This is a genomic window from Prauserella salsuginis (assembly GCF_024648885.1).
In the GTDB taxonomy this organism is placed as follows: domain Bacteria; phylum Actinomycetota; class Actinomycetes; order Mycobacteriales; family Pseudonocardiaceae; genus Prauserella; species Prauserella salsuginis.
Map to the genome: position 1 here is coordinate 437,681 of NZ_JANBBF010000011.1, position 18,420 is coordinate 456,100.

At 67.8% G+C, this 18,420-nt stretch carries 18 protein-coding genes; 11 read left to right on the top strand and 7 right to left on the bottom strand.

Going from position 1 to position 18,420, the window contains the following annotated elements; genetic code table 11:
- Positions 1–38: 38 nt before the first annotated feature.
- Positions 39–878, bottom strand: coding sequence for a VOC family protein (locus LY40_RS16905; RefSeq protein WP_183778411.1), 840 nt, complete (start codon positions 876–878; stop codon positions 39–41).
- An 87-nt stretch (positions 879–965) separates the two neighbouring features.
- Here LY40_RS16905 and LY40_RS16910 point away from each other — a divergent pair, with 87 nt between their 5' ends.
- On the top strand, positions 966–1,748 hold the full coding sequence (locus LY40_RS16910; RefSeq protein WP_183778409.1) for a class I SAM-dependent methyltransferase: 783 nt from the start codon (positions 966–968) through the stop codon (positions 1,746–1,748).
- Here LY40_RS16910 and LY40_RS16915 read toward each other — a convergent pair.
- The gene (locus LY40_RS16915; protein WP_183778407.1) at positions 1,709–2,314 is read right to left on the bottom strand and encodes a PadR family transcriptional regulator; all 606 of its coding nucleotides are present in this window, start codon (positions 2,312–2,314) and stop codon (positions 1,709–1,711) included. The genes LY40_RS16910 and LY40_RS16915 overlap by 40 nt on opposite strands.
- Before the next feature lie 97 nt (positions 2,315–2,411).
- Here LY40_RS16915 and rlmN point away from each other — a divergent pair, with 97 nt between their 5' ends.
- Complete coding sequence (gene rlmN / locus LY40_RS16920) at positions 2,412–3,518, top strand: dual-specificity RNA methyltransferase RlmN (RefSeq protein ID WP_183778405.1); 1,107 nt, start codon at positions 2,412–2,414, stop codon at positions 3,516–3,518.
- Between the two features lie 16 nt (positions 3,519–3,534).
- Here the strand turns inward: rlmN and LY40_RS16925 are convergent, their stop codons facing one another.
- Positions 3,535–4,233, bottom strand: a complete 699-nt coding sequence (locus tag LY40_RS16925) for a FadR/GntR family transcriptional regulator (protein ID WP_258937414.1) — start codon at positions 4,231–4,233, stop codon at positions 3,535–3,537.
- A gap of 100 nt (positions 4,234–4,333) precedes the next feature.
- Positions 4,334–5,368 (bottom strand): enoyl-CoA hydratase/isomerase family protein, encoded by a 1,035-nt coding sequence (locus tag LY40_RS16930; protein WP_258937415.1) that lies wholly within the window; start codon positions 5,366–5,368, stop codon positions 4,334–4,336.
- A 117-nt stretch (positions 5,369–5,485) separates the two neighbouring features.
- On the opposite strand from LY40_RS16930, the gene LY40_RS16935 reads away from it, so the two are divergent.
- From LY40_RS16935 to LY40_RS16965, 7 genes are all read left to right on the top strand, one after another.
- Positions 5,486–5,905, top strand: coding sequence for a cobalamin B12-binding domain-containing protein (locus LY40_RS16935; protein WP_183778399.1), 420 nt, complete (start codon positions 5,486–5,488; stop codon positions 5,903–5,905).
- Positions 5,905–7,308: a phenylacetate--CoA ligase family protein gene (locus tag LY40_RS16940; RefSeq protein ID WP_183778396.1), complete on the top strand. Its 1,404-nt coding sequence runs from the start codon at positions 5,905–5,907 to the stop codon at positions 7,306–7,308. Before LY40_RS16935 ends, LY40_RS16940 begins: the two co-directional genes overlap by 1 nt.
- On the top strand, positions 7,305–8,240 hold the full coding sequence (meaB, locus tag LY40_RS16945; RefSeq protein WP_258937416.1) for a methylmalonyl Co-A mutase-associated GTPase MeaB: 936 nt from the start codon (positions 7,305–7,307) through the stop codon (positions 8,238–8,240). The genes LY40_RS16940 and meaB overlap by 4 nt, the downstream gene beginning before the upstream one ends.
- A 35-nt stretch (positions 8,241–8,275) precedes the next feature.
- Positions 8,276–9,979: a methylmalonyl-CoA mutase family protein gene (locus tag LY40_RS16950; RefSeq protein WP_258937417.1), complete on the top strand. Its 1,704-nt coding sequence runs from the start codon at positions 8,276–8,278 to the stop codon at positions 9,977–9,979.
- A gap of 53 nt (positions 9,980–10,032) precedes the next feature.
- Complete coding sequence (locus LY40_RS16955; protein WP_183778390.1) at positions 10,033–11,703, top strand: L-lactate permease; 1,671 nt, start codon at positions 10,033–10,035, stop codon at positions 11,701–11,703.
- Positions 11,700–12,146, top strand: a complete 447-nt coding sequence (locus LY40_RS16960) for a hypothetical protein (RefSeq protein WP_183778388.1) — start codon at positions 11,700–11,702, stop codon at positions 12,144–12,146. Before LY40_RS16955 ends, LY40_RS16960 begins: the two co-directional genes overlap by 4 nt.
- 203 nt (positions 12,147–12,349) lie before the next feature.
- A complete protein-coding gene (locus LY40_RS16965; protein ID WP_183778386.1) occupies positions 12,350–13,078 on the top strand; it encodes a FadR/GntR family transcriptional regulator in 729 nt (242 codons plus the stop codon).
- A 118-nt stretch (positions 13,079–13,196) separates the two neighbouring features.
- Here LY40_RS16965 and catA read toward each other — a convergent pair whose 3' ends face one another.
- From catA to LY40_RS16980, 3 genes are read right to left on the bottom strand one after another with little or no spacing between them, the layout of a single operon-like run.
- Positions 13,197–14,063, bottom strand: coding sequence for a catechol 1,2-dioxygenase (catA, locus tag LY40_RS16970; RefSeq protein ID WP_183778384.1), 867 nt, complete (start codon positions 14,061–14,063; stop codon positions 13,197–13,199).
- 45 nt (positions 14,064–14,108) lie between these two features.
- Positions 14,109–15,212: a mandelate racemase/muconate lactonizing enzyme family protein gene (locus LY40_RS16975; protein WP_183778382.1), complete on the bottom strand. Its 1,104-nt coding sequence runs from the start codon at positions 15,210–15,212 to the stop codon at positions 14,109–14,111.
- Positions 15,209–16,147 (bottom strand): LysR family transcriptional regulator, encoded by a 939-nt coding sequence (locus LY40_RS16980; protein ID WP_183778380.1) that lies wholly within the window; start codon positions 16,145–16,147, stop codon positions 15,209–15,211. The genes LY40_RS16975 and LY40_RS16980 overlap by 4 nt, the downstream gene beginning before the upstream one ends.
- A 234-nt stretch (positions 16,148–16,381) precedes the next feature.
- On the opposite strand from LY40_RS16980, the gene benA reads away from it, so the two are divergent.
- Together benA and benB are read left to right on the top strand one after the other, a co-directional pair.
- On the top strand, positions 16,382–17,749 hold the full coding sequence (benA, locus tag LY40_RS16985; RefSeq protein WP_183778378.1) for a benzoate 1,2-dioxygenase large subunit: 1,368 nt from the start codon (positions 16,382–16,384) through the stop codon (positions 17,747–17,749).
- 41 nt (positions 17,750–17,790) lie between these two features.
- A complete protein-coding gene (gene benB / locus LY40_RS16990) occupies positions 17,791–18,336 on the top strand; it encodes a benzoate 1,2-dioxygenase small subunit (protein WP_258937418.1) in 546 nt (181 codons plus the stop codon).
- Positions 18,337–18,420 lie beyond the last annotated feature (84 nt).

Here is an 18,420-nt window from a genome sequence, read left to right on the forward strand (position 1 = left end):
CTTGTGGTGCTGGGCTGACAGGGGAGGCCCGTCACGGGTCAGTCGTCGTAGGGATCGTCGACCTCGGCGCGGCCGATACCCAGGTCCACGGGACAGCTGTGATCGACCACGGAGAACACGGCGCCGCCGGGGTCGGCGAGCACGGCGATCCGGCCGAACGGGGTGTCGAACGGCGGGGTGATCACCGACCCGCCGAGCATCAGGCTCTGCCCGGCCACCGCATCGGTGCCGCGGTGCGGGTCGACCTGCAGGTAGACCATCCAGTGGGGGCTGTAACCGGCCTGTTCGGGCGGCAGGACGTACCGGTAGATGACGGGTTCGGCGCCGAGCCGCCATTCGAGGTAGTCGATGCCGTCGGTGCCGATCTGCTGGCTGGTGTAGCCGAAGAGCTTGTCGTAGAAGTCGTCGGCGCGCGCGGCGTCGTGGGTGCCCAGGTCGGCGCTGCTGAAGCTGCCGGGCAGGGTCCTGGCGAACGTCCAGCTGTCGGTGATTTGCCAGAATACGACGGGTGCGCCGCTCGGGTCGAGTGCGTGCACGATGGCGCCGCGGTCGGGGATGTCGACGGGTCCGAGGGTGACGACGCCGCCGAGGTGCTGCACCCATTCCGCGGTGGCGGCGGCGTTGGTGACGGCCAGATGCGGCACCCACCCGGTCGGCTGGTTCCGGCCCACCTGGTACATGCCGCCGACTTCCCAGCCGTCGAGTGTCGCGATGTTGTAGCGGTGGTTGACGGTCGCGGGGTCCCGTTTGACGGCGAAGGTCCAGCCGAACAGTTCCTCGTAGTAGGCCCGTGCCGCGGATTCGTCGGGGGTGGCGAGCTCGATCCAGCACGGCGTGCCGGCGGCCAGGAATGCGGTGGGTTCGTTCGTGTCTGACATGGTCCCGAGACCCTTCGCCGCCGTCGTCCTCGAGCTGAAGCGTAAATGATCTTACGCCCGGGGAAGCGACGTCGATACGCTGTGTGCGTGAACCGGCTCCTGCGCAAGACAGAGGTCTACCCCAGCCCGAACATCTGGTATCACACCGGCACATACGAGCTGGAGAACCGGGTGCAGGACGCCGACGACGCGATCTGGGCCGAGCTGCGTGACAGGGTGCCGTGGACCGGCAGGGATGTCGTCGACGTCGGGTGCGGGGACGGTTTCCACCTTCCTCGGCTGGCGGCGGATGCACGGTCGGTGCTGGGCGTCGAGCCGCACGCTCCGCTGGTGCGGAAGGCGCGCCGGCGCATGGCCGCGTCGTCGAACGTCACGGTGGTGCGTGGCCGTGCACAGCGCATTCCGGTGCCCGACCGGTCCGCGGACCTCGTGCACGCCCGCACCGCGTACTTCTTCGGGCCCGGCTGCGAGCCGGGACTGCGGGAGGCGGAGCGGGTGCTCCGGCCCGGCGGGGCGCTGGTGATCGTGGACCTCGACACCCGGCACGCGCCGTACGGCGACTGGATGCGCGAGGACCTGCCGCACTACGAACCCGACGCCGTCGATGGGTTCTTCGCCGACGCCGGGTTCGCGTGCACACGCGTGGAGACGCGCTGGGTCTTTCCCGACCGGGAGGCCGTGGCGGCTGTGCTGGGCATCGAGTTCAGTCCGCGGGTCGCCCGGCGCGCCGTGGGGGAGACCCTGGGCCGCCGCGCCGGCGCGGGCGGGCCGTTCGAGCTGCCGGTCGGCTACCGGGTGCTGGTGCGTCACAAGCCCGCCGGTCTCGTGATTCACCCTTCCGTCGACGGGGCTTCGCCGAGGATGCCGTAGAGCGTGCGGCGGGCCTCGTCGAGCGCGTCGGTCGCACGGGCACGTTGGTCGCTGGAGGCGACCTGCGAGACCTGTTTGATCGCGACCATCAGTGAGCCTGCCGCCGCGCGGAGCCGGAGTTCGTTGGGGTCGGCGTCCTGGGTGAAGTGCTCCCACGGCGGTGTCCCGATCTTCTCCGCGGCGGCGCGGCCGTCGTCGGTGAGCTGGAACAGGCGCTTGCCGCCCTCCTCGTCGCCCTGGACGAGGCCTTCGTCGGCCAGCAGCTGGAGCGTGGGGTAGATGGAGCCGGGGCTCGGCTTCCAGAACCCGCCGCTGCGCTGGCTGATCTCGCCGATGATCTCGTAGCCGTGCCGCGGCTGTTCGGCCAGCAGCGTCAGGATGGCCGACCGCACGTCACCGCGCTTGCCGCGCCTGCCGGGGCCGCCGTGTCCGCGGCGGGGTCCACCCCGCCTGCCCGGGCCGAACTCGTGCCCGAACTCGTCGTCGAACGGGCCGCCGCGTGGGCCGAAGGCCGGGCGTCCGTGATGGTCGTCCGGTGTCATGAATCCGTTGAGTCGCCTTCTCATGGTTGTCGTTCCTTTCACGATTGTTTCCGACAGGTCGACGATATATCGGAAACAGTCGCCGCGCAACATGTCGACATGTGGGACCATGGCGAGTGCTATGACTGCTCTTCCCCTCGTTTTCGACGCGCCACGCCGCGGCCTGCCCGCGCGGCACCTCGCCGACCTCACGCTGGACGAGCGTGCCGAGGCCGTCGCCGAGCTCGGCGAGAAACCGTTCCGCGCCAAACAGCTCTCGCACCACTACTTCTCGCGGTTGACCGTCGATCCCGAGGAGATGACCGACATCCCGGCAGCGTCCCGGCAGAAGCTGGTCGACGACCTGATGCCGGAGCTGCTCACCGAGGTGCGTGCGCTCGACTGCGATGACGGCGAGACCCGCAAGATGCTGTGGCGGGCGCACGACGGGACGACTCTGGAGAGCGTGCTCATGCGCTATCCGGACCGGGCCACGCTGTGCATCTCCAGTCAGGCGGGGTGTGGGATGGCGTGCCCGTTCTGCGCCACCGGCCAGGGTGGGCTCGACCGCAACCTGTCGACCGCGGAGATCGTGGACCAGGTGCGCTCGGCCGCCGCGGTGATGCGGGACGGCACGATGCCGGGCGGCGAGGGCCGGCTGTCGAACATCGTCTTCATGGGCATGGGGGAGCCGCTCGCCAACTACAAGCGGGTCGTCGCCGCGGTTCGACGGATCACCGAACCCGCGCCCGCGGGCCTCGGCATTTCGCAGCGTTCGGTGACCGTCTCGACAGTCGGCCTCGCGCCCGCGATCCGCAAGCTCGCGGACGAGCGCATGCAGGTACGGCTCGCCGTGTCGCTGCACACGCCGGACGACGAGTTGCGCGACACGCTCGTGCCGGTCAACAACCGCTGGGCGATCGACGAGGTGCTCGAGGCGGCGCGCTACTACGCCGACACCTCCGGTCGTCGCGTGTCGATCGAGTACGCGCTGATCCGTGACATGAACGACCAGCCGTGGCGCGCGGACCTGCTGGCGAAGCGCCTGCGCAAGCACCTCGGCCACCTGGTGCACGTCAACGTCATCCCGCTGAACCCCACGCCGGGCTCGAAGTGGGATGCCTCGCCGAAGGACGTGGAACGCGAGTTCGTCCGCCGCGTCAACGACGGCGGCGTCCCCTGCACCGTGCGTGACACCCGTGGCCAGGAGATCGCCGCCGCCTGCGGCCAGCTGGCCGCGGAGGGCTGACGGCCCGACTGCGGGATCAGCCTGCGCGCAGGTCGTAGAAGCGGCCGATGTGCACGGTCACCGCTTGCGACGCGCGCTGTGGGTCGCCTTGTTCGACGGCGCACAGGATGTCGTGATGCTCCTCGGCGAGCCGGGCCGCGGTGTACGGCCAGCGCAGCATTCGCCCGTACCCGGAGTGCATCTCGCTCTGGACCGCGTCGCCGAGTGAGGTGAGCAGGAGCGTCGCCAGGTCGTTGTGGCCGGCGCGAGCCAGGCAGGTGTGGAACGCCCGGTCGAGCTCGCCGAAGTGATGGATGTCGATGTCACGCTGGGACATCGCCTCGACGATGCCGTGCAGCGGGTCGAGATCTTCGGGGGTGGCGTCGGTCGCCGCACGTGCCGCGACGGTGCTTTCGAGCTCGAGGCGGATGGACATCAGGTCGTTCGTGCCGAAGCCGGACAGGCTCATGTGGACCCGGACGAGCCTGTCGACCGAGGCGCCGCTGTGCTCGCTCAGGACATGACGTTCGTCCGAGTAGTGCAGGACCCGCATCGATTCGAGAATCGCCAGGGCGTGGCGGACCTCGGGCAGTGTGGCGTCGAGACGCCGTGCCAGGTCCCGCTCGTGGGGTAGGCGATCCCCTGCCTCGAGTCGGTCGGCGGCGATCACGTCCTGGATGGCGGTGACGACCTTGCGGCGCGGTTGCAGGTAGCGAACATTGTCCGGCTCGTCCATCGAAAAGTCGCCTCCTCGACAGCGTTGTCGGAACGCGAGCGTAGCTTGATAGTGGTACGACCACAATCGAGGACTGTCGGCAGATTCCACAGGCGCCGGATCACAGCACCAGGTCGTCGTCCAGTGGTTGGAAGAAGCGATCCACGTCGGCGTCCGTGACGGCCGTCAGATCGGCGGGGTCCCATTTCGGTGTGTGATCCTTGTCGATCACCGCGGCGCGGATGCCCTCGGCCAGATCGGGGTGGAGCAGGAATCGGCTGCACACACGGTAGTCCTGCCGTAAGCATTGGCCGATCCCGCTGTGCGTATGGGCCATCTCCATGGCCCGGAGCGTCACCTTGAGCGCCGTCGGAGCGCCTGCGCTGATCGCGTCGAGGGCGTCGACTGCCGTGGGCTCGGTGCGCCGGCTGAGGCGTTGCAGGATTCCTTCCACGTCCCGCGTCCCGTAGCAGTCGTCGATCCATGCCCGATGTGTCGGGAGTGCGGGCCGCGGCTTCACGGCGTACTCGGCCCCGACGGCGGTCGGCGGGCATCCGGCGGCGAGGTCTGCGACCAGCGGTGACAGCGACGACGACGCGACGACGTGGTCGGCGAGTCCGCAGTACACCGCGTCGTGTGCGTCGACGCGCTGTCCGGTCAGTGCGAGGTGGACGCCGATCCGGCCGGGCGCGCGGGACAGCAGCAGAGTACCGGCGACGTCGGGCGCGAGGCCGATCGCCACTTCCGGCATCGCCAGTGCGGCTCGATCACTCACGATCCGCACGCTCGCGTGGCAGCCGATTCCCATGCCGCCGCCGAGTGTCAGGCCGTTCATCAGTGTCACCACCGGCTTCGGATAGTGGGCGATGCGCGCATCCAGCCGGTACTCCTCCCGCCACAGCAGCCGTGCCCGTTCGCGGTGGCCGTGTGCCGCGTCGTGTACCGCCACGATGTCACCGCCCGCGCAGAAGGTCCGGTCGTCGGAGGAGTCGATCACGATCGCGTCGACGTCGGTGTCGCGTTCCCACCGCGTCAGTGCGTCGAGCATCCGCCGGATCATCGTGAGATCCAGTGCGTTGCGTGAGGTCGGACGGTCGAGAGTGATGCGTCCGACGGCTCCGTCGCGGCGGCAGGCGACCCCGTCCGGGTGGGTCATGACATCTCCTTCGTGGATTGCTCCACAGGTGGCCGCCTCGAGATTAGGCCTTGCCTCGCTGTCTGGCCAGTCCTATGGTCTGACCACATCTCTGTCGTACCAAAACTCGGAGTTGAGATGGACACACGCGAGGAGCCGATCAGAGTGATGCTCGCCAAGATCGGCCTCGACGGACATGACCGCGGCGTGAAGGTCGTCGCCCGGACGTTGCGTGACGCGGGGATGGAGGTGATCTACACCGGGCTGCACCGCAGCCCCGAACAGGTACTCGATGCCGCGGTTCAGGAGGACGTCGACGTGTTGGGTGTGAGCCTGCTGTCCGGCGCCCACATGCCGATCTTCACGCGCATCTTCCAGTTGATCGACGAGATGCCCGAACGGCCGCGGTTCGCGATCATCGCCGGCGGCGTGATGCCCGACGAGGACGTCGACGCGCTCACTGCGATGGGCGTGTCCGCGGTGCTCGGGCAGGACACCGCCCCCGACACGATCGTCGAGCGCATCCGTGACGTGAGCGCTCCGGTGCGGGAGGCGTGATGGAACAGTGGAGCTGGCCGCCGCGCTACGACGAGTCGTACCAGCCCGACCCCGCGGAGCGCTTCTGGTTCCCGCGCAGGGAGACCATGCCCGCGGAGCAGCGGGACGAGGCGATTCTGGCCCGTATTCGCCAGGTCATGGAGTACGCCTGGGAGAACGCTCCCTTCTACCGCCGGAAATGGGACGAAGCGGGAATCCATCCCTCGTCGATCAAGAGCCTGGCCGACTTCGAGAAGGTTCCCGTGGTGCGCAAGGAGGAACTGCGCGCCGACCAGGCGGAGAACGAACCGTTCGGCAGTTACCTCGCCGTGCCCACGTCCGAGGTCAAGCACGTCAACGGCACGTCGGGGACGACGGGACGTCCCACGGCGTTCGGGATCAGCGAGCGTGACTGGCGCAGCGTCGCCAACGCGCACGCCCGTGTCATGTGGGCCATGGGCATCCGCCCGGACGACACCGTGCTCGTGGCTTCGCCGTTGAGTCTGTACTGGGGTTCATGGGGTGCCTACATCGGTGCCGAACGGCTGGGTGCGCGGGTGTTCCCGTTCGGTGCAGGCACCGCGGGACAGACCGCGCGGACGGTGCGATGGATGCGGCAGATGGGTGTGACCGTCTTCTACGGCACACCGTCGTATGCGCTGCACCTGGCTGAGGTGGCTCGCGACGACGGCCTCGACCCGGCGTCGCTCGGGCTGCGAAAGCTGTTCTTCTCCGGTGAACCGGGGGCGAGTGTGCCGTCGATCCGTTCGCGCATCGCCGAGGCGTTCGGCGCGCAGGTCTACGACTCGGGAAGTATGGCCGAGGTCAGCCCGTGGATGCACCTCGGCGCCGACAGCGACGAGCCGGGCGTGCTGTGCTGGCAGGACCTCGTCTACACCGAGGTGTGCGATCCCACCGGTCTGCACCGCGTCGACTACGGGTCCGAGGGAACGCCGGTGTACACGACGCTCGAGCGCACCAGCCAGCCGATGATCCGCCTGCTGTCGGGAGACCTCACACGGTGGGAGGCGCCCTCGGCCGACCGCGGGCGCACGTACCCGTTCCTGCCGCGCGGCATCTACGGCCGGATCGACGACATGTTCACCGTCCGGGGCGAGAACGTCTACCCGAGTGCTATCGACGACGTCGTCATGGCGGCTCAGGGCTACGGCGGTGAGCACCGCATTGTGATCAGCCGGGAGTCCACGATGGACTCACTCGCCGTGCAGGTGGAGTACGAGGACGCGATGGCGTCGTCACTGGAGTCCTGGGCTGCCGGGATCGCCGACCGCCTGCGCACGGTACTCGGGGTCGGCGCGAAGGTGGTTCCGGTACGGCAGCAGACGTTCGACCGCACCGAGTTCAAGGCCCGCCGTGTGGTCGACGACCGTGACCTGCTGCGTCGCTTGGAAGGCGCATCATGACGGCTCCGAAGGAGATCGTCGACGCCGTGCTGGAGGGGCGGAACCAGGCGGTCGCGCGCATGCTGACCTTCGTCGAACGCCGTAGCGACGGTGTCGACGACGCGCTCGCCGTGCTGCACCGTGCTGCGGGCAGCGCGCACGTGCTGGGGCTGACGGGACCGCCGGGCAGTGGCAAGAGCACGCTCGTGTCCGCGCTCGCCCGCCACTACCGGAGTCAGGGCAGAACGGTCGGGGTGCTGGCCGTGGATCCGTCCAGCGTGTTCAGTGGGGGAGCGATCCTCGGCGATCGCATCCGAATGAGCGATCACGGTGACGACGCAGGCGTGTTCATTCGTTCGGTCGCCACCCGAGGTGCGCTCGGCGGGTTGTCGCGCGCCTGCCTCGACGCGATCACCGTGCTGGACGCGGCCGGCACGGATGTGGTCATCCTCGAGACCGTCGGCGTCGGTCAGGCGGAAGTGGACGTCATCAGTGCGGCGCAGACGGTCGCGGTGGTGAGCGTGCCGGGCATGGGCGACGACGTGCAGGCGATCAAGGCCGGTCTGCTGGAAGTCGCGGACGTGCACGTGGTCAACAAGGCGGACCGTGACGGTGCGTCCCGCACCGTGGCGGAACTGCGGGAGATGCTGCGGCTCTCGCACCGCACCGCGGGCCAGTGGAACGTGCCGATCCACCAGACGGTGGCGGCGAACGGGGACGGCGTTGCCGACCTGGCAGCCGTGTTCGCGGCCCATCTCGACTGGATGACCGAGCACGGTGAACGCGAACGCCGCGCCCGTCGCAACGCCGCGACCCGCATTCGCTGGGTCGCCGAGGAGCTCGTACTCGACGAACTGCGGCCGGGGGTGGCCGCGTTCGATCACGCGCTGGACGAAGTGACCGCCCATCGCACCGATCCGCTCTCCGCGGCTCGGCAGCTGGTCGGCCGGTGATGACCGGCCCTGCCATGGACCTCTGGAGGATTCTCATGACCGATGACAGCCGTTACCGGCTCGCCGCCCCGGGACTCGCCGAGGCCGCGGCCGGCGACCTCGCCTCGTGGGAGAACGATGAGCTCGCCGGGTTTCTCGCCCGGCGGCCCGAGTCCCGCGACGAGTACCGCACCGGCAGCGGACTGCCGGTCGAGCGCGTATACACGCCCGCCCACGTCGACGGTGATTGGCACGACGTCGGCCTTCCGGGCCGCTATCCGTTCACTCGCGGGCCGTATCCGACGATGTACCGCGGCCGCACGTGGACGATGCGCCAGATCGCGGGTTTCGGGCAGGCGGAGGAGACCAACGAGCGGTTCCGGTACCTGATCGCACAGGGACAGACCGGGCTGTCGATCGACTTCGACATGCCCACCCTCATGGGCCTGGACAGCGACGACGCGATGAGTCTCGGCGAGGTCGGCCGGGAGGGCGTCGCCATCGACACGCTGCCGGACATGGAGGCGTTGTTCGACGATATCGACCTGGAGCAGATCAGTGTCTCGATGACGATCAACCCGTCGGCCTGGATCCTGCTGGCGATGTACGTCGCCGTTGCCGAGGAGCGTGGCTACGACCTCGACAAGCTGTCGGGAACCATCCAGAACGACATCCTCAAGGAGTACGTCGCACAGAAGGAATGGATCTTCCCCGTCGAACCCAGTATGCGGATCGTGCGGGACACGATCGGCTACTGCGCTGAGAACATGGCGCGCTACAACCCGGTGAACATCAGCGGCTATCACATCAGCGAGGCCGGTGCGAACGCACAGCAGGAGATCGCCTTCACCATGGCGATCACCAAGGCGTACGTAGCCGATGCCGTGGCGACCGGACTCGACGTCGACGCGTTCGCTCCGCGGCTGTCCTTCTTCTTCGTCAGCCAGGCGGACCTGTTCGAGGAAGTGGCGAAATTCCGTGCGGTGCGGCGGTTCTATGCGCGCATGATGAAGGAGACGTTCGGCGCGAAGGATCCGGCGTCCATGCGGTTGCGCTTCCATGCGCAGACTGCGGCCGCGACCCTGACGAAACCGCAGCCGATGAACAATATCGTCCGCACGGCGCTCCAAGCGCTGTCGGCGGTGCTCGGGGGTGCGCAGTCGCTGCACACCAACGGACTGGACGAGGCGTACACCATCCCGAGCGAACAGGCGATGAAGATCGCGCTGCGTACCCAGCAGATCATCGCCGACGAGACCGGGGTGGCCAGCGTGATCGACCCGTTGGGCGGTTCCTACTACGTCGAGCGCCTGACCGATACGCTGGAGGAGGGCATCGCCGACTACTTCACGAAGATCGAGGAGCTCGGCGGCGTGGTCGCGGCGATCGAACAGGGCTTTTTCCAGCGTGAGATCTCGGACAGCGCCTACGAGTTCGCGCGTCGTAAAGCGTCCGGCGATCGGCCGGTCATCGGCGTGAACAAGCACGTCGATGCGGGCGAGGCCGAGAAGATCGAGACGCACGAACTCGACCCGGAATCGGAGGCCCGGCAGATCTCGCGGCTCAAACAGGTTCGGGACGTCCGGGATCCGGAGCGCGCCAAATCCGCGATGGAGCAGCTGCTCAGCGTGGCGGCCGATCCGTCGGCGAACCTGATGCCGGCGACGATCGAGGCCGTGAAGGCGCATCTTTCGATGGGCGAGATCACCGGTGCACTGCGCGACGTGTTCGGCACCTACACGGAGACTCCCGTGTTCTGACCCAGCTCAGCTCCACCGTCCCCTCTCAACGTCGAGAGTCGCCGGAGGTCGTCATGTACCAACAGGTTCCCGATCCACTGTGGGGCAGTCTGGGATGGTCCGCGCTCGTCGCGGCACTTCCGCTGCTGACCCTGTTCGTGTTGCTGGGCGTGTTCCGAATGCGCGCGTGGCTCGCATCCCTGATCGGGCTAGGACTGTCCATTATGGTCGCCGTGGCGGCGTACGGGATGCCGCCCTTCACCGCCGTGAACTCGGCGCTCGAAGGTGCGGCGTTCGGTCTGTTCCCTGCGCTGTGGATCGTGGTGAACGCGATCTGGATCTACCAGATGACACGGGTGTCGGGACACTTCGACGTCTTGCGGCGCGCCTTCGCGCGCATCAGCGACGACCAGCGAGTGCAGGGAATCATCATCGCGTTCTCGTTCGGAGCGTTGCTCGAGGCGTTGGCGGGGTTCGGGGCCCCGGTCGCGATCTGTTCCGTGATGTTGGTGGCCGTCGGGCTCAAACCGGTCAAGGCCGCGACCGTCGCGTTGATCGCCAACACTGCGCCGGTGGCCTACGGAGCCGTGGCGCTGCCGGTGATCACGTTGGCGAAGGTCACCGGCTTGCCCCTGGACGACCTGTCGGCGATGACGGGGCGGCAGGTGCCGGTGCTGGCGCTGATCGTGCCGCTCGTGCTGGTCGTCGTGCTCGACGGCAAGCGCGGGTTACGGGAGACATGGCGCGAGGCACTGGTGTGCGGTGCGGTTTTCGCCATCGCGCAGTACCTCATGGCGAACTACGGCGCGGTGCAGCTGACCGACATCGTCGCGGCGCTCGCGTCCGCGGCCGCAGTGCTTCTGGTCGTGCGGATGCGTGACCGGCCCGCGGCCGAACCGATGGCGGACACGGGAGGGACCGCGTCCGTCGACGATGCCGGTGCCGGACCGGTGGGCGGCGGGGCCGTCACCACTGTGGAGACCGCCGTGGAACTGCCCGACACACGTCTCGAGCGACTGCGGTCGTTCGCGCCGTACGCAATGATCATCGTGCTGTTCTCGGTGGCTGCCGTACCGGTGGTCGCGGATCTGCTCGATCACACGACCGTTGCATTCGACTGGCCCGGCCTCCATGTCGTCGACTCCGAGGGGCAGCCACTCAGCCTCGCCGAGTACAAGTTCGACTGGCTGGCCAGCAGCGGGACGGTGTTGTTCGTCGCAGGTCTTCTGTCGATTCCGATGCTCGGGGTGTCGCTGCGTCAATCGGCGCGCGCGTTCGGGGATACCGTGCTGCAGCTCCGCACTGCAGGTGTGACGGTCATGGCGGTGCTCGCGCTCGCGTACGTGATGAACATGTCGGGTCAGACCGCGACGCTCGGTCTGTTGCTGGCAGGGGCAGGCGGCGCATTCGCGTTCCTGTCGCCGTTGCTCGGTTGGTTCGGCACCGCTGTGACCGGATCCGACACGTCGGCCAATTCGCTCTTCGGCGCATTGCAGGTCAGCGCCGCATCTGGCGCCGGACTCGACCCCGTCCTTATGGCCTCGGCCAATACCAGTGGTGGCGTGCTGGGCAAGATGGTGAGCCCGCAGAATCTCGCCATCGGTGCCAGTGCGGTCGGCCTCGCGGGGCGGGAGGGCGAACTGTTCCGGAAGGTGCTGGCGGCATCGGCGCTGTTCGTGCCGTTGATGTGCATTCTCGTCTACCTGCAGTCCACCCCGGTGCTCTCGTGGATGGTGCCGTCGTGACGGCCGCGAGGGATGCCGTCGACGAGGCGAACGCGACACTCGGTGCGGCACTGTCGACGATGGACGTGCCCGCCGATCTCGAGGTGGTACTGGGCGGGATCCAGCTGGAGCTGCTTCGGCTCGGTGACGCGCTCGACGGTGACGGCGAGGCGCCGTCGAGCGCGCGGATTCGGAGGGTACTGGCCGAGAATCCGCTCCCACCGGAGCTGCCTCCCGGGTTCAGTGTGTCGGCTGGCTTCAACTCGGCGGTCGGGCTGATCAAGCTGGCGCGCATGACCACGGTGCGGGCATCACGGACGGTGACCGGCGGAGCGGCCGAGTATCTGAGCGTTCTCGCCGACCTGTTGCTCGCGTCGGCTGCCCGCATCGACCGGGAAGAGCAGCGCCAGGTGCCGTTGGGAGTCTGTGGGGGTGTGGTCGGACCAACAGAGTGGTCACATTGACAGACCCGTGCTGTTCTGATTACCTTGAGTGACAGATCGCGGAGTTGAGGAATTCCGGTGAGAACCCGGACCGGTCGCGCCACTGTGATCGGGGCGCCGCGCGGCGGCCCCGGAGGCAGACCCTCCCTCCGTGCCCGTCCTTGATTGGGTCGCTCGAACCCAGAGGGAGGCACCACGATGATGTTCAGCACCGGGAGCCGATCGTGACCAGCGACGCGGCGTGGGAGCCGGTCCGTCGGGTCCGTACTCATGAGCAGGTACTGGCCCAGATCCAGCAGAAGATCCTCGACGGCACCCTGAGCGCGGGCGAACGCTTGCCGAGTGAGCGTGAGCTGGTGAACATGCTCGGAGTCAGCCGGACCAGCGTGCGCGAGGCGTTACGTGCGCTCGAGGCCATGGGCATCGTCGAGTCGCGCACGGGCTCGGGACAGGACGCGGGCTCGGTCATCACCGCCACATCCACTCCTGCGATGACGAACCTGCTGCGGCTGCACATTGCACTAGCCAGGATCAGCCTGTCCGACCTGGTCGACACCCGGGTCGAACTCGAGCGCAGCGCGGCCCGTGGGGCCGCGTCCGTCCGCACCGACGACGACCTGCGTCACCTCGTGGAGCTGCTGGACCAGATGCGCTCCACCGACTCCGATCCGTACCAGTTCAACACGCTGGACACGGAATTCCATGTGAGCATCGCCCGGATCTCCGGCAATGCGTTGGCCGTCGATCTGATGCAGGCCCTGCGCGGTGCCGTCGAACACGAGATGGCCGAGACGTTCGCGCAGCTGGAGGACTGGCGTGCGGCTGCCGACGGCCTCGTCGACGAGCACGAGGCGATCTACCGCGCGATCGAGAAGGGCAGCGGGGAACTGGCCGCGAACCTGGTCGCCGACCACATCACGACTTTCTACCGGGACCGCATCGCCGGGCGGTGAACGTGCGCGGCAGCGAACAGGTCGTCGGTCTCGACCGCGCGAGTGGGCGTGTTCGGCGACGCGGTTCGGCCTCCGGTGCCTTCGGGTGCCGGAGGCCGAACCGCGTCGGGAACCGACGTCAGGCCTCGACCGGGTCGAGTACGAAGCCGTAGTCGACCGTGGCAGAACCGTCGCCTGCCGGCTTCGGGTCGAGGATGAGCTCCGGCTTCACGGCCGAGGCGATGTCGTCGTCGTTGTGCTCGTCGCCGGGGAAGTACAGCTGCGCGGTCAGCAGCTCGTGGCCCGGCGCGGAGACCTTCACATGGAGGTGGGCCGGCCGCCAGGCGTGCCAGCCCGCGGCGGCGATCAGCTTGCCGCAAGAGCCGTCCGTCGGGATCTGGTACGGCGCGGGCTGGATCGTGGTGATCTCGAACCGGCCGCCCTCGCCCACGGAGAACGTGCCGCGCAGGTTCCACTGCGGTTGGCTCGGCTCGAACTGGCTGTAGTAGCCGTCGTTGTCGGCGTGCCACACCTCGACCTTGGCGCCTTCCAGCGGCGTGCCGTCGGTGGCGGTGACCGTGCCGGTCCAGGTCAGGTTCGTGCCCTGCTCGTCCTCGCGCATCGGGATCGTGCCGACACCGTTCTCGGCGCACTCGGGAGCGTCCGGGACGTAGTACGGCCCCTCGATCGTGCCCTTGCTGCCCTCACGGTGCTCGGTGGCCACCTCCTCGACGACGTGCTCGACCCACACGTCGAGGAACAGCGGCCACTCGCCGTCCTCTCCGACCTGGATCAGCCACGCCTTGAGCGCGTTGTACTCGTCGTAGGTGACCTTCTCCTCGCGGATCGTGTCGTGGATCGCCGTCAGCACCCGCTTGGCGAGCCTGTCGACCCGCGCCGGCGGGACGTCCTTGACGGCCTCGTATGGGTTCTTGTCGCTGGTGAAGTGCGCGGTGGCGTTGGCGCCGGCGGCCGCGGCGGTGGGTTCGGCGGGAACGGTGGTCATGGGATCCTCCTTGATTCCAGTGTCGGGAGCTCCTGCGGCCGGGACTCAGACGTCCTGCCGGTAGTGGGCGAGTTTGTCGGGGTCGATCTCGACGCCGAGGCCCGTGCCGGGCCGGATGGCGAGTTCGCCGCCGGAGATCTGCAGTGGTTCGGTGAGCAGGTCGTCGCTCATGTCCAGGAAGTTCGACAACTCACCGGCTCGCCGCGCGGTGAGTTCGAACGCCGCGCCGAACGCGACCGTGCACATCGACCCGAGCTGGCCGTCGATCTGGTTGCCCATCACGACTTCGAGGCCCAGCCCTTCGGCCAGGTGGTGGGTCCGCTGCGCGAGCGTGAACCCACTGCGCGCCACCTTGATGTTGATCGCGGTGGCCGAGCCGCCCAGGATCTCGCGGGTGACGTCGGCGGCGGTGACCGCGGACTCGTCGGCGATGAACGGAACGTCCAATCTGGACACGAGCCAGCGCCGGCCCAGCACGTCGTCGGCAGGGGAGAGCTCCTCGGCGAACAGCAGGTCCAGATCGGACATCTGCTGCATGGCCTTGGCCGACTCCGCCGCGGTCCACCCGCGGTTGCCGTCGACGTACAACTCGACGTCCTCGCCGAGATGTTCGCGCAGCGCCCGCACCACGGCGGTGTCGAGCGACACGGGACGCCTCCCGACCTTCACCTTGAACGTCGTGATGCCGTAGTCCTCGCGCATGCGCTCGGCCTCGGCCACCATCGCCGCAGGTTCGTCGAATCCGAGCATGTGCGAGACACGCATCCGGTCGGTGTACCCGCCGAGCAGTTCGCTCACGCCGACGTCGAGGCTGCGCCCGAGCGCGTCCCAGACGGCCATGTCGATCGCCGCCTTCGCCGCCGGATTGCCGACGGTGCGGTGCATCCGCGCGTGCATCGTCTCGCGCTCGAGCAGGCTCAGCCCGGTCAGCTGCGGCGCGAAGATCTGGTCGATCACGGCGATGATGCCGGTCTGAGTCTCGCCGTAGGTGAACGGCCGGGGTGGGGCCTCGGCGACCCCGACGACGCCGTCGTCGGTGTGCACCCGCACCAGCACGTGCTCGGCCGCGTGCACCTCGCCGGAGGCGAACTTCAGCGGCTTGCGGTACGGGATGGCGAACGGGATCGCCTCGATCTGCGTGATCTTCATGGACTTCCCTCGGGATTCGGGGCATCGGCGGTGGTGGCCGTGGGGACGGTGCCGGGGGAGGTGAGGGCGGGTTCGAGCACGTCGACGACCGAGCGCACCAGCGCGGAGTCGTTGCCCGTGTGCCAGGCGAGTGCGAGTTCGACGCTGCCCGCATCGGTGAGATCGCGGAACACGACGCCTTCGAGCGGCAGGGCGCGCGCCGACGTCGGCACCATCGCGATGCCGAGCCCGCCCGCGACCAGGGACAACAGCACCGCCGTACCCGCGGCCTGGTGCTCGCGCTGCGGCGTGAATCCCGCGGCCTCACAGCTGCGGGTCACGGCGTCGTTGACCACGGAATCCTTGCTCGCGTACCCGATGAACCCCTCGGTGCGCAGGTCCGGTGTCGCCACGACGGGTTCGTGGGCGAGCCGGTGATCGGCGGGAACGGCGAGGATCAGCGGTTCGGACTCCACGACGCGCAGCTCGATGTGCTCGCCGTGGGCCGGCGGGCGCAGGATGCCGAGGTCGAGATCGCCCGACCGGAGCAGATCGCATTGGGCGGGGGTGAGCAGGTCGGCGTTGACGTCGAGCGCCACCTCGGGCAGGTCACGTTTCAGCGTCCGCGCGATCCGGGGCAGGTGCGAGAACGCGGCCGTGCCCGTGAACCCCATGCGCAGCAGGCCGAGCCTGCCCCCGGCGATCTGCCGCACGCCGTGCACGCTGTCCGCCAGCGTGTCGAGCACCCGCTGCGCCTCCGCGAGGAAGAACTCTCCCGCCGGGGTCAGGCTGACCTGGCGGGTGGTGCGGGCGAACAGTGTCGCGCCCAGCTCCGCCTCCAGCTGGCGGATCGCATGGGACAGCGCGGGCTGGGCCAGCCGCAGCCGCTCGGCGGCACGGCCGAAGTGGCAGGTTTCGGCCACCGCGACGAAATAGCGCAGATGGCGAAGCTCCATGCCGCGCCTCCTTCCTGCTGACCCGGCCCGTCACCTGCGAACTGGGCCGATTCACCACGGTAAGGAGCGGCATTCATCTATGACAAGGACTTGTTTGCGCATGATTGATAAACACAGGCGATCAATATCCCCCTGGGTCAGGACTGGGCATTTGCCTTGTTTGCCCCCGTTAACGGCGCTGTCACAGTCGGAACACCCCGCCGACTCAGAGCCGAACGGCTTCAGGAGGACTCAATGACCGAGACCCTTGACCACGTGTCGGACGTTCTCGCCGACGCCGTCGTCGAAGACCGCGAAGCCGGTGTGTACCGCGCCAACCGGCGGATCTTCACCGACGAGGAGATCTTCGAACTCGAGATGAAGCACATCTTCGAGGGCAACTGGATCTACCTCGCCCACGACAGCCAACTGCCCAACCCCGGTGACTACTTCACCACCTACATCGGCCGGCAGCCCGTCGTGATCACCCGCGACAAGCAGGGCGAACTGCACTGCCTCATCAACGCGTGCGCACACCGCGGCGCGATGCTCTGCCGACGCAAGACCGACAACCGCACCACGCTGACCTGCCCGTTCCACGGCTGGACGTTCCGCAACGACGGCAAGCTCCTCAAGGTCAAGGACCCGGACGGCGCCGGCTACCCCGAGTCCTTCGACCAGAACGGCTCACACGACCTCACCAAGGTCGCCCGCTTCGAGTCCTACCGCGGCTTCCTCTTCGGCAGCCTCAACCCCGACGTGCTTCCGTTGACCGAGCACCTCGGCGACACCACGAAGATCATCGACATGCTCGTGGACCAGTCGCCCGAAGGCCTCGAGGTCCTCCGCGGTGCCTCCACCTACACCTTCGACGGCAACTGGAAGGTTCAGGCCGAGAACGGCGCCGACGGCTACCACGTCACCGCCACCCACTGGAACTACGCCGCCACCACCTCCCGCCGCAACACCGGGGAGTCGAAGAACGAGACCAAGACCCTCGACGCCGGCAGCTGGGGCAAGTCCGGCGGCGGCTACTGGTCCTACCCCAACGGCCACCTGTGCCTGTGGACCTGGGCCGGAAACCCCCAGGACCGTCCACTGTGGCCGCGAATGGACGAACTCAAGGAGAAGTTCGGCGACGCCAAGGGCGAGTTCATGGTCAAGGGGTCCCGCAACCTCTGCCTCTACCCGAACGTCTACCTGATGGACCAGTTCTCCACCCAGATCCGCCACTTCCGTCCCATCGCGCCGGACAAGACCGAAGTCACCATCTACTGCATCGCGCCCAAGGGTGAAAGCGACGAATCGCGCGCCTGGCGCATCCGCCAGTACGAGGACTTCTTCAACGCCAGCGGCATGGCCACCCCCGACGACCTCGAAGAGTTCCGCTCCTGCCAGCTCACCTTCCGCGCCACCGCCGCGCCCTGGAACGACATGAGCCGCGGCGCGGAGCACTGGTTGGGCGGTCCCGACGAGGTCGCCACCGCACTCGACATGCCGGGCGTCATCTCGGCAGGGCAGCGCAACGAGGACGAAGGGCTCTACCCCGTGCAGCACGGCTACTGGGCCGAAACCATGCGCGCCGCCGTCGAAAAGGAAGCATCCGGCGACAGCGACGCCTGAGGTTCCCCGACGCCCGACCAGCCACGAGGAGGCCTTCCGACATGACTGCCACCACCGACACCACCACCGACAGTGCCGACGTCGGTGCGCGCACCAAACACATCACCCAGAACGACATCGAACAATTCCTCTACCGCGAAGCCCGCTATCTCGACGACCGTGAATTCGAGAAATGGCTCGAATGCTACGCCGACGACGTCGTCTACTGGATGCCCTGCTGGGACGACAACGACAAACTCACCGAAAACCCCCAGCGGGAAATGTCGCTCATCTACTACCCCAACAAGGGTGGCCTCGAAGACCGCGTGTTCCGCATTCGCACCGAACGCTCAAGTGCGACCTCCATTCCGGAACCACGCACCAGCCACAACATCAGCAACGTCGAAGTCATCGAACGCCGCGGCGACCTCGTCGACATCAGATTCAACTGGCACACGATGTACTTCCGCTACAACACCGTGGACCCCTACTACGGAACCTCGTTCTACACGATCGACTTCTCCGGCGAATCACCACTCATCCGCCGCAAGACGGTCATCCTCAAGAACGATTACATCCACCACGTCGTCGACATCTACCACATTTAATGATTGTCCGTGGTTGCGTTGCTTGACGGTGCCAGTGGCGGAACCTGAGCGTGTTTCTGGCTCCGGGATCACCTCCTCATGAAT

Bases quoted from the DNA above. Each gene is read 5' to 3' on its own strand.
- LY40_RS16905 (WP_183778411.1), bottom strand. From the start codon at position 878: ATGTCAGACACGAACGAACCCACCGCATTCCTGGCCGCCGGCACGCCG.
- LY40_RS16915 (WP_183778407.1), bottom strand. From the start codon at position 2,314: ATGAGAAGGCGACTCAACGGATTCATGACACCGGACGACCATCACGGA.
- rlmN (WP_183778405.1), top strand. From the start codon at position 2,412: ATGACTGCTCTTCCCCTCGTTTTCGACGCGCCACGCCGCGGCCTGCCC.
- LY40_RS16925 (WP_258937414.1), bottom strand. From the start codon at position 4,233: ATGGACGAGCCGGACAATGTTCGCTACCTGCAACCGCGCCGCAAGGTC.
- LY40_RS16930 (WP_258937415.1), bottom strand. From the start codon at position 5,368: ATGACCCACCCGGACGGGGTCGCCTGCCGCCGCGACGGAGCCGTCGGA.
- LY40_RS16935 (WP_183778399.1), top strand. From the start codon at position 5,486: ATGGACACACGCGAGGAGCCGATCAGAGTGATGCTCGCCAAGATCGGC.
- LY40_RS16940 (WP_183778396.1), top strand. From the start codon at position 5,905: ATGGAACAGTGGAGCTGGCCGCCGCGCTACGACGAGTCGTACCAGCCC.
- meaB (WP_258937416.1), top strand. From the start codon at position 7,305: ATGACGGCTCCGAAGGAGATCGTCGACGCCGTGCTGGAGGGGCGGAAC.
- LY40_RS16950 (WP_258937417.1), top strand. From the start codon at position 8,276: ATGACCGATGACAGCCGTTACCGGCTCGCCGCCCCGGGACTCGCCGAG.
- LY40_RS16955 (WP_183778390.1), top strand. From the start codon at position 10,033: ATGTACCAACAGGTTCCCGATCCACTGTGGGGCAGTCTGGGATGGTCC.
- catA (WP_183778384.1), bottom strand. From the start codon at position 14,063: ATGACCACCGTTCCCGCCGAACCCACCGCCGCGGCCGCCGGCGCCAAC.
- LY40_RS16975 (WP_183778382.1), bottom strand. From the start codon at position 15,212: ATGAAGATCACGCAGATCGAGGCGATCCCGTTCGCCATCCCGTACCGC.
- LY40_RS16980 (WP_183778380.1), bottom strand. From the start codon at position 16,147: ATGGAGCTTCGCCATCTGCGCTATTTCGTCGCGGTGGCCGAAACCTGC.
- benA (WP_183778378.1), top strand. From the start codon at position 16,382: ATGACCGAGACCCTTGACCACGTGTCGGACGTTCTCGCCGACGCCGTC.
- benB (WP_258937418.1), top strand. From the start codon at position 17,791: ATGACTGCCACCACCGACACCACCACCGACAGTGCCGACGTCGGTGCG.